Below are 14,135 nucleotides of genomic sequence, written 5' to 3' on the forward strand. Positions count from 1 at the left end.
CTCGATTGACATAAAAAACCCCACTTCAAGTGGGTATAGTTGTTATTAATTGTGACCTGAACGTGCTTATTTCAGGTGACTCTAGTATAGTGCTGCTTTAGCAGATTATGTTGCTGAATTTCGATAATTAATAGGCAGAAGTGTTGTTTTAAGGACAAAACAAGGTTGAATATATGGCAAATAGCAAAAGCTTTTCAGTGAAAGATTTAGACCGCATTGATCGTAATATCTTAAATGAACTTCAACAGGATGGTCGCATATCAAATGTTGAACTATCTAAACGAGTCGGCTTAAGCCCTACACCGTGTTTAGAAAGAGTAAAAAGGCTTGAGAAACAAGGTTTTATTAGCGGTTATACTGCGTTGGTTAATCCACATTTTCTCGGTGCTTCTTTATTAGTCTTTGTTGAGATCACTCTAAATCGTGACACTCCAGACATTTTTGACCGCTTTAACCGTGCTGTACAATTGCTTGATGACATCCAAGAATGCCATTTGGTCTCTGGTGATTTTGACTACTTATTAAAGACTAGGGTGTCAGATATGTCTGCATATCGGCGATTATTAGGTGAAACCTTACTGAAACTGCCATCCATTTCAGACACTCGTACTTATGTAGTGATGGAGGAGGTTAAACAAACCAATAAGGTTGCGTTATACAACCTAGGGTAATCTCACTAACTTAATCGCCTATCCCGTTTTTAGAGCCGGAATGATGAATTATAGATGACTGTTGTTGCCTATGTTCATCTTTTTCGCTAACTAAACATTTTTTGTATATAAAATCATCATCTTGACTACCATCATCAATGCTTTTATGTTTCTTGATTAATTCGACATAACAATCGATTGAGCTTGATTAATTCAAGGTGCATAATCACTGCAAATACAGTGATATTCTGTTATCTTAACCCTTATTTTTCACTTTTTTATGGATGCTTTCGTTTGACTCAGGAAAATAGTCTTAAAACACTCAGTGGCCTACAAAGGCTACTTGAAGGTGGTCTTATATTATGTTGCATGGTTGCAACCTATATTCTATTGGCATTATCCAGTTTCAATCCAAGTGACCCTGGCTGGAGTCAGTCGCATTTCCAAGGTGAGATACACAACTGGACTGGTGCTGTAGGTGCTTGGACAGCAGATGTGTTGTTTTATTTCTTCGGGTTCATCGCTTTTTTAATTCCCATGATTATAGCCACAACCGGTTGGTTTATTTTTAATCGCGCGCATCGAGTGTTCGAAATAGATTATTTTTCTGTTGGCCTAAGAATTATTGGTTTTATTCTGATGTTGCTGGCGTTAGCTGCGCTGGTCAGTATGAATGCCGACAATATGTTTGTGTTTTCAGCCGGTGGTGTTGCAGGTGACGTTATTGGTCAAGCCATGTTGCCGTATTTTAATAAGCTCGGCACCACATTACTATTAATGTGTTTTATTGGTGCAGGCTTCACCTTAGCGACAGGCGTGAGTTGGTTAACCATTATTGAGTTAACGGGTTTAGGTTCTATCTGGTTAGCTAAGAAAATATGGACATTGCCACGATTATTTAAACGTGAACGTGAGACCGAAGATACCAAAGGTTTTATGTCATTAGTGGATAAGTTTACCCAACGCCGTAATGAAATTGATCTACAAAATGAGCCCTCACTGGATAAGCCAAGCAAATCGGCAGTCAAAGTGCCAATTCATATTAAGCCAGCAATAGAGACGCCACCAATTGTTGAGAAAAAACGCAGTTTCTTTAGCCGCAAGGCTAAACCTGCTGAAGATATTAACGTATTAGACAATGATGACGATGAATTTGATATAGATGATCGCCAAGAACCGTCGATGCAACTCGATAATGACGACACATCTTTTGCACCTTGGGTCGCGACTAAAGATGATGTCGATTTTGATATTGATGACGACAATGATGATGGCGTTAATGATAGCCCTACAATTAATAATCTAGATATCGCAGATGAACCTTTTGAGGAAGCATTTAATAAGCCTCATTCAACAGGGGCATTAGTCGCTCAGCAAAAGCCGAAAAAAGATGTCCGAATTGTGGATGGCGTTGTGGTAATTGATGGCCAAACCCCTCAACAAGCGCGTCAAAAAATGGATCCGCTACCGAGCATTACCTTACTTGATGTTCCAGATCGTAAGAAAAACCCCATTAGTGAAGCTGAATTACAGCAAGTTGCTCGATTGGTTGAAACAAAACTGGCCGACTTTAACATTATCGCCAATGTAGTAGGGGTGTATCCTGGACCTGTGATTACTCGTTTTGAACTTGAATTAGCTCCAGGCGTTAAAGCGTCTAAAATCACCAATTTATCGAAAGATTTAGCCCGTTCATTATTATCTGAAAACGTGCGTGTAGTTGAAGTCATTCCTGGTAAAGCTTATGTAGGCTTAGAATTACCGAACAAGTTCCGTGAAACCGTGTTTATGCGCGATGTACTCGATTCTGCCGCGTTTAAAGACAGCAAATCGACATTGTCTATGGTGTTAGGACAAGACATTGCCGGTGAGCCTGTGGTCGTTGATTTAGGCAAAATGCCGCATTTATTAGTTGCTGGTACAACGGGTTCTGGTAAATCGGTCGGTGTGAATGCGATGATCACCAGTTTGTTGTATAAATCGGGCCCAGATGATGTCCGCTTTATTATGATTGACCCTAAGATGCTCGAATTGTCGGTGTATGAAGGTATTCCACATTTATTGTGTGAAGTGGTTACCGACATGAAAGAAGCAGCCAATGCACTGCGATGGTGTGTAGGTGAAATGGAACGCCGATATAAATTAATGTCGGCATTAGGTGTGCGTAACCTTAAAGGCTACAACTTTAAAATTAAAGAAGCAGCCGCCAAAGGGGAGTACATTCCCGATCCATTATGGAAGTCTTCTGAAAGCATGCTAGACGATGCGCCACCATTAGAAAAACTGCCTTCTATTGTGGTGGTCGTCGATGAATTTGCTGACATGATCATGATTGTCGGTAAGAAAGTAGAAGAACTCATTGCCCGTATCGCGCAAAAAGCGCGTGCGGCAGGTATTCACTTAATATTAGCGACACAGCGTCCATCGGTTGATGTGATCACTGGCTTGATTAAAGCTAACATTCCAACCCGTATTGCGTTCCAAGTGTCGTCACGAATTGACTCTCGTACCATTCTTGATCAACAGGGCGCAGAAACCCTATTAGGCATGGGTGATATGCTGTATTTACCTCCAGGAACGGGTTTGCCAAATCGTGTTCATGGGGCGTTTATTGATGATCATGAAGTGCATAAAGTCGTAGCCGATTGGTGTGCTCGTGGTAAGCCACAATATATTGAAGAAATTCTTAATGGTGCTACAGATGGTGAACAAGTACTGTTACCCGGTGAAACCTCCGATAGCGAAGAAGAGTTGGATGCGTTATATGATGACGCGGTAGCATTTGTTACCGAAACTCGCCGCGGCTCCATTTCTAGCGTACAACGTAAATTTAAAATTGGTTACAATCGCGCCGCCCGCATTATTGAAATGATGGAAAGCCAAGGTATTGTGACAGCCCAAGGCCACAATGGTAATCGTGAAGTGTTGGCTCCGCCACCACCGAGGAATTAATGATGAATAAACGTATTACAGTGTTAAGCCTATTATTAGCCACAAGTTTAAGCAGCGTTGCCGCAACGGCCGATGACGCAACCGAATTACGCGCTAAGCTATCTAATATAGACAGCTTGCATGCGACATTTACCCAACAAGTGACTGACATTAACAGTAAGCCTATTCAAACCGGAAGCGGGGTGTTTGCACTTGCGTATCCGAATCAATTTTACTGGCATTTAACTCAGCCAGACGAATCATTAATTGTGGCAGATGGCGCTAACTTGTGGATTTATAATCCTTTTGCGGAAGAAGTTACTGTGATGGATGTTGCTCAAGCCGTTGATGCATCACCTATGGCCTTGTTAGTGCATCGAGACGAAGCCACATGGGCTAAGTATTCGGTCATTAAGCGTGCCGTAAGCGGAAAATCAGGCTGTTTTGATATTCAACCTAAAAAACTTAACAGCAATGTCGTTGCCGTGAGTGTGTGTTTTGAAGCGAGCCAGTTAGTTAAATTTAACTTGACTGACGAGCAAGGCAACCTCAGTCAATTTGCGTTAACTCAGCAACGTAAAGTAAAAGATAACGAGACAAACATTTTTAAGTTTGCCGTACCTGATAACGTTGATATTGACGATCAACGTTTAAAGCAAACAAACTAGGTTGTTTGATGGCTAATTTAGGTTTTGATTTTGCACCAGATTTTCGCCCCTTGGCCGCTCGCATGCGCCCAAGGGAGATTAGTGAATACATAGGTCAGGCACACTTATTAGGTGAAGGTAAACCTCTGCGTAAAGCGCTAGAGGCTAATCGAGCACATTCTATGTTGTTATGGGGCCCACCCGGTACGGGGAAAACCACCTTAGCTGAGTTAATTGCCCATTATGCCAACGCCCATGTTGAACGTATCTCTGCGGTAACATCTGGCGTAAAGGACATTCGCGCCGCAATAGAACAAGCTAAAGCCATTGCCCAAAGTCGTGGTCAACGAACCTTATTATTTGTCGACGAAGTTCATCGCTTTAATAAAAGTCAGCAAGATGCATTTTTACCTTTTATTGAAGACGGCACGGTTATTTTCATCGGTGCCACCACCGAAAATCCCTCATTTGAAATCAATAACGCTTTATTGTCGCGTGCGCGTGTTTACCTTATTAATCGCCTAAGCTCTGACGAAATAAGCTTAATTGTCACTCAAGCATTAGCCGATGTTGAACGTGGTTTGGGCAAACGCCAATTAACATTACCTGCAGATGTAGCCAAGCAATTGGCCGACATTAGTGATGGTGACGCACGTAAAGCGCTTAATTTGCTTGAGTTAATGAGCGATTTAGTGGCAGATGCTGGCGCGTTTACCACCGAGATGCTGACGCAAGTCGCCGGACACCAAGCTGCAGGTTACGATAAAAATGGCGATCAATTTTACGATTTAATTTCTGCTGTACATAAGTCTGTGCGGGGCTCTGCGCCGGATGCCGCTTTGTATTGGTATTGCCGTATTTTAGAAGGTGGCGGTGATGCTTTGTATGTTGCCCGTCGCTTATTAGCGATTGCCTCAGAAGACATTGGTAATGCCGACCCAGTAGCCATGACCGTTGCACTTAATGCGTGGGATTGTTATCACCGCATTGGCCCTGCAGAAGGTGAACGAGCGATAGCGCAAGCAGTATTATATTTATCCAGTGCTCCTAAAAGTAATGCCGTTTATAGTGCATTTGGTGCTGCTCGCGAGTTAGCCAAGCAAACCGGACACGAACCTGTGCCCAACCATTTACGTAATGCGCCAACCAAACTGATGAAAGACATCGGCTTTGGTAAGGAGTATCGTTATGCACATAATGAACCTGGTGCTTATGCTGCTGGCGAAAATTACTTTCCAGAATCACTGCAACACAGTCAATTTTATCAACCCACTAACAGAGGTTTTGAAAAGCGCATTCAAGATAAATTGGCCCAATTAAACCAACTTGATCAACAAAGCGAGGACAAACGCTATGACTAATGTGTTCTTGGTGGCATTAGGTGGGTCGATTGGTGCAGTTTTACGCTATCTTCTGTCAATTTTTATGATCCAGGTATTTGGAAGCAGTTTTCCTTTTGGTACACTGTTAGTCAATCTATTGGGATCGTTTTTAATGGGCGTAGTTTATGCGCTAGGGCAATTGAGTCATATTAGCCCTGAAATTAAAGCGCTTATTGGCATTGGTCTATTAGGTGCATTAACGACGTTTTCGACTTTTTCGAATGAAACCTTACTGCTATTGCAAGAAGGCTTATGGCAGAAAGCTATTTTAAATGTGTTGTTGAATGTCACCTTATGCCTCTTTATGGTGTATTTAGGTCAACAGCTTATATTTTCACGTGTTTAACTAAAAAGAACTCACAACATGCTAGATCCAAAATTTTTGCGTAATGAACTGGAAATCACTGCCGAGCGTTTAGCCACTCGTGGCTTTATTCTTGATGTCGATAATTTGACCAAACTTGAAGAAAAGCGTAAATCGCTACAAGTTGCTACAGAAGACTTGCAAGCATCGCGTAACGCGATCTCTAAGTCGATTGGTCAAGCTAAAGCGCGCGGTGAAGATACCAGTTCCATTATGGCGCAAGTGGGTGATTTAGGTGCGCAGCTAGATGCAAAGAAAGCTGAGCTTGCTGAGTTGTTGCAACAAATCAATAGCATCGCCATGAGCATGCCAAATTTGCCAGACGAATCGGCTCCGGTAGGCGCTGATGAAAACGACAATGTTGAAGTGCGTCGTTGGGGCACCCCAAAGGTATTCGACTTTGAAGTGAAAGATCACTTAGATTTAGGCGAAGCACTAGGCGGTTTAGACTTTAAAAGCGCGGTTAAAATTACCGGTTCACGTTTTATTATCATGCGTGGTCAAATTGCCCGTTTAAATCGTGCCTTAGGTCAGTTTATGTTAGACCTACACACCACTGAACACGGCTATACAGAAACATACGTCCCGTTATTGGTTAACGAAGACAGCTTATTAGGCACAGGCCAATTACCTAAGTTTGGTGAAGATTTATTCCACACTAAACCGGCCACAGAAGAAGGCCAAGGTTTATCACTTATTCCAACTGCAGAAGTGCCATTAACTAACTATGTGCGCGATATGATCGTGGACGAAAGTGAACTGCCAATGAAAATGACGGCGTTAACGTCATGTTTCCGCAGTGAAGCGGGCTCTTATGGTCGTGATACTCGTGGTTTGATCCGTCAGCATCAATTTGACAAAGTTGAGTTAGTGCAAATTGCTCACCCAGATAATTCAATGCAAGCACTAGAAGAAATTACTGCCAATGCTGAAAAAGTATTACAGTTATTAAACTTACCGTACCGCACTATGGTGTTATGTACTGGTGATATGGGCTTTGGATCAAGTAAAACTTTTGATATCGAAGTGTGGTTACCAGCGCAAAATACTTACCGAGAAATTTCATCTTGTTCAAACATGAAAGATTTCCAAGCGCGAAGAATGCAAGCTAGATACCGTAGCAAAGTCGATAACAAACCTGCTTTATTGCACACCTTAAATGGTTCAGGTTTAGCGGTTGGCCGAACGTTAGTAGCAGTACTTGAGAACTATCAAAATCAAGATGGCACCATTACAGTACCTGAAGTATTACGTCCATACATGGGCGGTTTAAGTCTGATTGGTTAATGTTAAGCGCTAATTATAGTTAGCTAATATGATTGGCCAATTGATATAGTCCTAGCCGCAATCCATTTTGAGTGTGGCTAGGGTGTTAATTGTCAGTCTTGTACAAGATAGAGCTTTAGACATTCGTGGCCTTAAAAGACCTGTATGTTGTAGCGCGTTGAGTAACCCCGTAATCCGTAAATCGTGTTAATGGCGTTACCGTGTCGCAGCACATATTTTATTTTTACGTTGTATTGGAAATTGTGTCACTCAGTTTGAGTTGGTCACATATTTATAAGGGTTGGTACAACCAGTAATGGGTTCAAGTCGGCGTGATAATCGTAGGCTTATCTACTTATCAGTTATCTTCTTTTTTATGTTGTTGGTAATTGTTCAACTAGCTCAAGCAGCATTTATAGTGATAGAAAATATATTTCCAAAATAACCTCAGTCAAGGTTAGCAATTTAAAAAGCCCGCTTAAGTTATCTTAAGCGGGCTTTTTTGTCAGTACTAATCAACTATAAACATTTTGCCGGTTTGGGTAATCCCGCTATTTTTGTTGCTTGTTTCGCTGGGCCAATCGGAAACAAGGTATATAAATATTTAGAATTACCTTTATCTGCTCCTAATCGTTGGCCTATCGCTTTGACCAACACACGAATAGCTGGGCTGGTTTTGTACTCTAGATAAAAATCCCGCACAAACCGGATAACTTCCCAGTGTTGCTCGGTTAACTCAATGTTCTCTGTAGCGGCAATCGCAATTGCCATAGGCTCTTGCCAGTCATTTACATTTTTTAAATAGCCCTGATGATCGGTTTCGATTTGTTGGCCATTAAATTCAAAAAAGTTTACCAAGTTATCACCTTCTCGTGTAACAAAGATTGTTCAACAAATTGTGAATAATCAATAATATCAAAAGAGCCCGCAGCTTTATTGGCTAACATAATCGTCAAGCGATCCGATAAACCCCGTGCAACAACATCATCTTGTAGCACAAACAGAGTAATGTTCACTAAACGCTGTTGCCACTGGGTTTGTAATAAACAATTCACCGCATCGCTAGACAATAAAATACTGTCGTTAGGGTGAATATAGCGTAGGCATGTAGTCAAGGCGTCGCCAGTCATTACTGATGTTTGGATATGATGTAATATCAAAATACTAACACCTCATCAGCAGCTTGCAGGGTTTGACTAATCACCTCTGGAGTCGCCACCGTCGCGGCAATACTAAGGTCATTGGGCTGAAGCCCTAATGTGTGCATTGACTCTGCACACACCAATACGGTATCAATATCGTAAAGAGAAAGCGCTTTAAATGCCGACACATAATCTTTAGATCCTGCTTGCTCAGGTGTTTGGCCTGCCAGCAAATGTAATACCGCTTCATTGGTAAATATAATACTCACTTGTTGTTCAAAGCTGGCACTGAGCATGGCAAAATCTAGCCCTTCACGGGTACTAGTGGTACCCAATGGTGCATGCCTAAACATAATTGCCAGTGATTTCATTGTCTATTCCACTCATACGTTAAAAGCTAATCAACCTGTCAGCTTGTTCAATACCGACCACTAATTCACCTAAACCGCCCATGGTAAATGAGTCACTGCTATTCCATTGTGGTTTGCCGTTTTCGGTTGCATCTTGCGCTGATAACACACCACGGCGCAGCGCTGCAGACACACAATTGGTTAGCGGTATTGAATGTTGTGATGACAATGATTGCCATTTTGAATGCATATCAATTTCGTCAGATGCAGGACAGGTGAGGGCATTACTGTTGGTTACGCCATCTTGATAGAAAAAGACGTTGATAATTTGATGGCCATTGGCTAATGCGCTTTGACAAAATGATAACGCACGAAAACTGGCCGTAGAGCCATAAACGCTGCCGTTTACTTGAATGATGAATTTGCTCATGATAAAAAAAATGACCCTAATGTAGGGTCATTTTAACGTAATTTGTCAATGAACTCTATCGACGATTAATCGTCGTTGCCAATACCCATTAAATGTAACAGGCTTATGAATAAGTTCAAAAAGTCTAAGTACAATGAGATAGTCGCACGAACGTAGTTTGTTTCGCCGCCATTCACGATACGACTAGTGTCATATAGAATGAAACCTGTCATTAGCAACGCAATACCTGCATTCATTGCCATAAATAATATTGAGCTACCGACGAAGATATTAATGACCATCGCACCAATCATCACTAATAAACCCGCAAATAAGAAGCCGCGCATAAATGAGAAGTCTTTCTTAGTGGTTAACGCATACGCTGAAAGCGACACGAAAATGATAGAGGTTAACCCTAAGGCCTGCATAATTAAGCCAGGGCCATTTGCCATACCAGCATAATGGTTAAGAATGTAACCGAGCGACGCACCTTGCATACCGGTAAAGGCAAACACCCAAAATATAGCGGCTGCACTGTCTGCTTTTTTAAGGGTCACAAATAATAACACTAAGCTACCAAGCGATAAGCCTATTGACATCATTGGACCAATGTTGATTGCCATGGCTAAACCTGCAGTAACAGCAGAGAATGCCAATGTCATTGCAAGCAGCATATAAGTGTTTTTTAGCATTTTGTTGACATCAGTAGTCGATAGACTAGGTGATATAACTGATTGTTGATTCATTATCGTCTCCAGGTGTTAACTCAATGATTTGCTCAACGAGAAAAATATCTTTCACAAAAATATATTTCACTCTGAAGCTAAATCCTTTTGTATAGCGTAAGCAATGTACATTAAACAAAAATTAATTCATAACAAACATCATCTTAATAGTCGCTAATTTAACATAAACGTTTATATAAGTAATGTTATTAACAAAAACTTATTTTGCAAAAGTGGTTTAACTAAGCCACTCTTTTTTTAATTTTTCGGTATCGCCGAGATGATCTAATACCCACTGCATAGCAGGCGACATATTGGCATTATTCCAGGCTAAACAGCAGGCTGTGTCTTGCTTTGGGGTGGCAAGTTGTTTTTCTATTAGCGCGCCGGCTTTAATAAAAATATCGGCCAAATGATATGGCATGTAACCCACGCCTAAGCCTTCTCTAAAACAATTTATTGCTCTGATCCAATCAGGCACCACAATTCTGCGCTGGTTATTTAACAACCAATTTGGCCTATGGGCAATATTATGAGCCGTGTCTTGAAGGCAAATTGACGGATATTGTAATAATTCATCATCGGTTAACGCATGCTCTGCTTTGGCTAACGGGTGATTTTTACCGACTAAAAAAGACCACTGAATCATTCCCATATCGCGCGACTTGAAAGTACCACCAACAGGAATACTTGAGGTTGCTCCTATGGCGATATCGCTTTTACCCGTCGACAATGCTTCCCACACACCATTGTAAACTTCTAAGCGAATAATCAATTCAATGTCGGTAAAATGGCGATAAAAATCAGCAATCAAGCCACTGATTTTGTCTGCGCGAACCATATTGTCAATCGCAATAGATAAAGAAGGGCGCCAGCCATTAGCCACTTTCTGGGTATCACGTTTAATGTTGTTCAATTTAGTCATTATCTCGCGCGACTGCGCCACAAAATGCTCACCCGCGGGCGTCAAACTGACACTGCGATGGTGACGCTCAAACAATATTACCCCTAAGTCATCTTCAATCTGTTTAATGGCGTAACTCACTGCAGACGGTACTTTATTCAACTTATTGGCTGCGGCGGTAAAACTGCCCACACGGGCAACAATATCTATCATCTCGAATGCTTGTTCTGAAAGCATCTCGCTATCCTTGGCATTGGCAAAATTACTTGCAGTAAAGGTAAACATTAAGCCTAATCAAATCAAGCAAAGTCGCCGCTATCAGCTGTTTAATCACATTTTAAATGACAAAAATGGTCAGCTTAAGTTGATTAGCACAATTCAACTGCCGTTGAGCTCGTTTAAGAACACTTCAAGCCACATATTGTGTTCATCCTCAGTATAGAGGCTTAGCTGTTAGCGAATAATCCATATCGATACACCAATTACAGTTAACTTGAGTGTTTAATCACCACTTAACAAATTATTTGCAATTTACCCTTTACACAAAACAGTCATTGTCATATTATTCGCCCGCTCGGAGGGATGGCAGAGTGGTCGAATGCACCGGTCTTGAAAACCGGCAACGGTTTATCCCGTTCTAGGGTTCAAATCCCTATCCCTCCGCCACATTAAAATAAAAAGGCCCGCTATTTATAGCGGGCCTTTTTATTTGGCGAAAGATAGGACTTTGAACCCACGGGTTCCTCTTTATTACAAGCAAGCTATCCCTCCACAAGATTCAAGACTTAAGTCTTCGAAATTAAAACATGGTCATCCACTTCAACTGATTCGAGAAGATAAGCGTGGATCCATTAGCTCAAGCAACCATGAGATACTTAATAGGCTAAACATCCCCGCAGAGAATTGGCTTAAAATCACCACAGAGTTTGGTGCATTATTTAAAGGCGCTGTCGGAGCATTACCCGCATTAACTGAATATTGTGAACATTTAGACCGAAAACGACGACAAGGCGCTGCAAATTTTCAGCGCTGGCTGTGCGCTTAAGTCATCATCCCCACTTAAATTACAATTCACCTGACACTTGATAACTATCAAATTTTTCTGCTGTGCCGAATTTCTTTGATGACCATAAATCACTTATTTAACAATGATATTTTAGTTATATCGATTGAAATTGATGAGTTGAGTACATCGAGCGTAACCCTCGCCAAAGCCATGAAAACGAGTTATGTTACTTGTTCAAATAATGGGTGGCTTCGTTTTTCTTTTTCGATTTCGAAAAAATCGAAGGTGGTATGTACAGAAGTGTAACTGATGAAATCGCTGCAAAATTTTGTCTTGAGGTTGTTTCTAAGGAAGTTGCTGGCTTCGACGAGGTATTTCAGGACTTTAAAAGAGGCAATGAAGTTGTCGGCCTAGAGTGGGATAATTGGTCAGGTTACACTGTTGTAGCAAAAGGAATATCAGCAGAGCCATTGGTTCGTGAAATAGCGGGTTACATCAGTGCCACATTCAACTCATAACAAGGCGTGCAATGATCGCCCTTCGGGCTGGACAGCTTTAAGCGTGGCTTCGCCACAAAGCTGCCCATTCACTAGGCGTTATACGCGGGAGGATGCATAGCATGAGTTTTGGAAAAATACTTTTTGCGACATTGCTATTCGCTATTTTAGGCGGTTGCGACACGATATATGGTATTACTCGTTACTCATCCATTGGCTCTGTGCAACTTCCCATTTAGTGTATGGTAAAAGCGACAAAATCAGTTCAAGGAGTCTCTGATGTCGAGTACCGCTCAGAGGAGGGTGGCCGGGAATTAACTTTGAGTGGGATACAGCAACCAGAAGTGATTAGCAGGATTCTATATACCTATGATGGTTTAAATGGAAATTTCTATTTCCGAACTAACCATAAGGGTATTGTTGAATTTAATCATACCTACTTTGGTATTAATCGTCGTCCTCCTCAATCTGATATCGACAAAATCAGGCAGGTGATGCTGAAAATTGAAGACTCAATTACTCAACATTGCAAAATAGATATATCTACAAAAACAGTAGAAAAATGCATGGGAATTACATGTGGCGGCGTATAACAAGCGCAAGCAATCGGACTTGGTCAAGGTGGCCTCTATGAGATTTGTACTGTTAATTTCATTACTTTTCCCTTTTGTCGTAGGGGCAACTGATGTCATGCCTAATGAAGGAAATCTAGTTTATACCCCTAAACTCAATGAAGTTCTCGAATTGAAGATTTGGGCTAAAAATACTTCTAATGTCAGTGGCTTTGCCACTATAGAGTTTACCGTGGTGAAATCAGGCAAAGTGGAAGATGTTAACGTTATTGATGCTTACCCGGTAAGCTTAGGTTACGACTCAGTAGAGGCTATTAAGTTATGGCTATTTACTCCCGCGACAGTTAATGGAGAAGTGGTTAAAGTTACCAATAAGGCAACTTTTCATTTTCAGCAGAAATGACGTATAATAAACCAATTATTCCGACCTCAACTCGCTGCGCTCGTTTCGTCGGCATATTGGGGCGTTAGCTGTTTCGGATACGTATGAGTATTAACATTCAAACTTCGCCATTAATTGCTAAATTAGAGAGATACTTATCTGGTGAATTATCTCATGATGAAATATCAGAATATTCTTGGGCATTAGCGGATAAAGCACCTGATTCAATTCCAGAGGAAGACAAAGAGTATTGGTCTTGTGTTTTTTCAATTATACATCTTGCAGACGAGTCTCACTTCAAAGATGGATGTACTCAAAAAGAGTTAGGTGTACTATTGGAAAAGTTAAAAATAAACCAACACCTGCGATAAAACAGCTAACAAGAGACTATGGATTTCTTGACAAAAGATTATATAAATATTTAAATGTCATATATCGACTACGAATGTTCACTATCTGAGATGTGATTTTTCGATTAGTGATTGATTATAATGAATTTTAATTTTATTTTGTGTCTGATTGCTTGGGTTCAAATCCCTATCCCTCCGCCACATTAAATACAAAAAAAGCCGTTGATTATCAACGGCTTTTTTTGTTTCTGGCGTTTGAGGGGCTCTCCATAAGGATTGACTCAGACAATGTATCTTTATCGAGCACCCAACAATGTATACTTCACGCGTATCTGCTTAGCCAAATATTTACGCGACAAGGGCTTCCCTTTTGACGTAAAAGTCTCCTTACTGACTCGTGACAGAGCAGAAGCGGTCATCCGTAACATTGATGTTGCCGGAGCACTCAAAAAAATCATCAAGTCTATTGACCATCAAACGCGCATTAATGACTTTATTCGCTACGTCGATGACAAAACATGGCCACCCCGATGACAAAACATGGCCACCCAACCCAAC

General features: G+C 41.2%; 17 protein-coding genes, 1 tRNA gene and 1 pseudogene. 13 read left to right on the top strand and 6 right to left on the bottom strand.

Going from position 1 to position 14,135, the window contains the following annotated elements; genetic code table 11:
• Window positions 1–173 precede the first annotated feature (173 nt).
• From lrp to serS, 6 genes are all read left to right on the top strand, one after another.
• On the top strand, window positions 174–671 hold the full coding sequence (gene lrp / locus CXF88_RS15335) for a leucine-responsive transcriptional regulator Lrp (protein WP_101087629.1): 498 nt from the start codon (window positions 174–176) through the stop codon (window positions 669–671).
• 273 nt (window positions 672–944) lie between these two features.
• The gene (locus CXF88_RS15340) at window positions 945–3,602 is read left to right on the top strand and encodes a DNA translocase FtsK 4TM domain-containing protein (protein WP_101087630.1); all 2,658 of its coding nucleotides are present in this window, start codon (window positions 945–947) and stop codon (window positions 3,600–3,602) included.
• A 2-nt stretch (window positions 3,603–3,604) separates the two neighbouring features.
• Window positions 3,605–4,249, top strand: coding sequence for an outer membrane lipoprotein chaperone LolA (lolA, locus tag CXF88_RS15345; RefSeq protein WP_101087631.1), 645 nt, complete (start codon window positions 3,605–3,607; stop codon window positions 4,247–4,249).
• Window positions 4,250–4,257: 8 nt separating this feature from the next.
• On the top strand, window positions 4,258–5,589 hold the full coding sequence (locus CXF88_RS15350; RefSeq protein ID WP_101087632.1) for a replication-associated recombination protein A: 1,332 nt from the start codon (window positions 4,258–4,260) through the stop codon (window positions 5,587–5,589).
• Window positions 5,582–5,956 carry a fluoride efflux transporter CrcB gene (crcB, locus tag CXF88_RS15355; RefSeq protein ID WP_101087633.1) on the top strand — a complete coding sequence of 125 codons (375 nt, stop codon included), beginning with the start codon at window positions 5,582–5,584 and terminating at the stop codon, window positions 5,954–5,956. The genes CXF88_RS15350 and crcB overlap by 8 nt, the downstream gene beginning before the upstream one ends.
• Window positions 5,957–5,974: 18 nt before the next feature.
• Window positions 5,975–7,261, top strand: coding sequence for a serine--tRNA ligase (serS, locus tag CXF88_RS15360; RefSeq protein ID WP_101087634.1), 1,287 nt, complete (start codon window positions 5,975–5,977; stop codon window positions 7,259–7,261).
• 498 nt (window positions 7,262–7,759) lie between these two features.
• On the opposite strand, the gene CXF88_RS15365 is transcribed toward serS, so the two are convergent.
• The 6 genes from CXF88_RS15365 to punR all read right to left on the bottom strand — a co-directional run bounded on the left by CXF88_RS15365 (window position 7,760) and on the right by punR (window position 11,007).
• Complete coding sequence (locus tag CXF88_RS15365; protein ID WP_101087635.1) at window positions 7,760–8,098, bottom strand: TusE/DsrC/DsvC family sulfur relay protein; 339 nt, start codon at window positions 8,096–8,098, stop codon at window positions 7,760–7,762.
• Complete coding sequence (gene tusB / locus CXF88_RS15370; protein ID WP_101087636.1) at window positions 8,092–8,400, bottom strand: sulfurtransferase complex subunit TusB; 309 nt, start codon at window positions 8,398–8,400, stop codon at window positions 8,092–8,094. The genes CXF88_RS15365 and tusB overlap by 7 nt, the downstream gene beginning before the upstream one ends.
• Complete coding sequence (tusC, locus tag CXF88_RS15375; RefSeq protein WP_101087637.1) at window positions 8,397–8,753, bottom strand: sulfurtransferase complex subunit TusC; 357 nt, start codon at window positions 8,751–8,753, stop codon at window positions 8,397–8,399. The genes tusB and tusC overlap by 4 nt, the downstream gene beginning before the upstream one ends.
• A gap of 19 nt (window positions 8,754–8,772) precedes the next feature.
• Window positions 8,773–9,162, bottom strand: coding sequence for a sulfurtransferase complex subunit TusD (gene tusD / locus CXF88_RS15380; protein WP_101087638.1), 390 nt, complete (start codon window positions 9,160–9,162; stop codon window positions 8,773–8,775).
• A gap of 65 nt (window positions 9,163–9,227) precedes the next feature.
• Window positions 9,228–9,887, bottom strand: a complete 660-nt coding sequence (locus tag CXF88_RS15385; protein WP_101087639.1) for a Bax inhibitor-1/YccA family protein — start codon at window positions 9,885–9,887, stop codon at window positions 9,228–9,230.
• A gap of 217 nt (window positions 9,888–10,104) precedes the next feature.
• Entirely contained in the window at window positions 10,105–11,007 is a 903-nt protein-coding gene (gene punR, locus CXF88_RS15390; protein WP_101087640.1) for a DNA-binding transcriptional activator PunR, read from the bottom strand.
• A gap of 339 nt (window positions 11,008–11,346) precedes the next feature.
• Between punR and CXF88_RS15395 the strand changes: the two genes are divergently transcribed.
• From CXF88_RS15395 to CXF88_RS15425, 7 genes and pseudogenes are all read left to right on the top strand, one after another.
• Window positions 11,347–11,436, top strand: a tRNA-Ser gene (locus CXF88_RS15395).
• Between the two features lie 154 nt (window positions 11,437–11,590).
• Window positions 11,591–11,815 (top strand): annotated as a pseudogene (locus tag CXF88_RS15400) (transposase); the annotation flags it as partial.
• A gap of 251 nt (window positions 11,816–12,066) precedes the next feature.
• On the top strand, window positions 12,067–12,294 hold the full coding sequence (locus tag CXF88_RS15405; protein WP_157822819.1) for a hypothetical protein: 228 nt from the start codon (window positions 12,067–12,069) through the stop codon (window positions 12,292–12,294).
• Window positions 12,295–12,515: 221 nt separating this feature from the next.
• Entirely contained in the window at window positions 12,516–12,866 is a 351-nt protein-coding gene (locus CXF88_RS15410) for a hypothetical protein (protein WP_101087642.1), read from the top strand.
• 37 nt (window positions 12,867–12,903) lie between these two features.
• Window positions 12,904–13,248 carry an energy transducer TonB gene (locus tag CXF88_RS15415; protein WP_101087643.1) on the top strand — a complete coding sequence of 115 codons (345 nt, stop codon included), beginning with the start codon at window positions 12,904–12,906 and terminating at the stop codon, window positions 13,246–13,248.
• A gap of 83 nt (window positions 13,249–13,331) precedes the next feature.
• The gene (locus CXF88_RS15420) at window positions 13,332–13,598 is read left to right on the top strand and encodes a hypothetical protein (protein ID WP_101087644.1); all 267 of its coding nucleotides are present in this window, start codon (window positions 13,332–13,334) and stop codon (window positions 13,596–13,598) included.
• A 267-nt stretch (window positions 13,599–13,865) separates the two neighbouring features.
• On the top strand, window positions 13,866–14,111 hold the full coding sequence (locus tag CXF88_RS15425) for a hypothetical protein (RefSeq protein ID WP_101087645.1): 246 nt from the start codon (window positions 13,866–13,868) through the stop codon (window positions 14,109–14,111).
• Window positions 14,112–14,135: the final 24 nt, after the last annotated feature.

The organism is Shewanella sp. ALD9 (assembly GCF_002836315.1).
Classification (GTDB): domain Bacteria; phylum Pseudomonadota; class Gammaproteobacteria; order Enterobacterales; family Shewanellaceae; genus Shewanella.

Bases quoted from the DNA above. Each gene is read 5' to 3' on its own strand.
- CXF88_RS15350 (WP_101087632.1), top strand. From the start codon at position 4,258: ATGGCTAATTTAGGTTTTGATTTTGCACCAGATTTTCGCCCCTTGGCC.
- CXF88_RS15425 (WP_101087645.1), top strand. From the start codon at position 13,866: ATGTATCTTTATCGAGCACCCAACAATGTATACTTCACGCGTATCTGC.
- lrp (WP_101087629.1), top strand. From the start codon at position 174: ATGGCAAATAGCAAAAGCTTTTCAGTGAAAGATTTAGACCGCATTGAT.
- CXF88_RS15385 (WP_101087639.1), bottom strand. From the start codon at position 9,887: ATGAATCAACAATCAGTTATATCACCTAGTCTATCGACTACTGATGTC.
- CXF88_RS15420 (WP_101087644.1), top strand. From the start codon at position 13,332: ATGAGTATTAACATTCAAACTTCGCCATTAATTGCTAAATTAGAGAGA.
- CXF88_RS15405 (WP_157822819.1), top strand. From the start codon at position 12,067: ATGTACAGAAGTGTAACTGATGAAATCGCTGCAAAATTTTGTCTTGAG.
- tusD (WP_101087638.1), bottom strand. From the start codon at position 9,162: ATGAGCAAATTCATCATTCAAGTAAACGGCAGCGTTTATGGCTCTACG.
- serS (WP_101087634.1), top strand. From the start codon at position 5,975: ATGCTAGATCCAAAATTTTTGCGTAATGAACTGGAAATCACTGCCGAG.
- crcB (WP_101087633.1), top strand. From the start codon at position 5,582: ATGACTAATGTGTTCTTGGTGGCATTAGGTGGGTCGATTGGTGCAGTT.
- punR (WP_101087640.1), bottom strand. From the start codon at position 11,007: ATGCTTTCAGAACAAGCATTCGAGATGATAGATATTGTTGCCCGTGTG.
- lolA (WP_101087631.1), top strand. From the start codon at position 3,605: ATGAATAAACGTATTACAGTGTTAAGCCTATTATTAGCCACAAGTTTA.
- CXF88_RS15410 (WP_101087642.1), top strand. From the start codon at position 12,516: ATGGTAAAAGCGACAAAATCAGTTCAAGGAGTCTCTGATGTCGAGTAC.
- CXF88_RS15415 (WP_101087643.1), top strand. From the start codon at position 12,904: ATGAGATTTGTACTGTTAATTTCATTACTTTTCCCTTTTGTCGTAGGG.
- tusC (WP_101087637.1), bottom strand. From the start codon at position 8,753: ATGAAATCACTGGCAATTATGTTTAGGCATGCACCATTGGGTACCACT.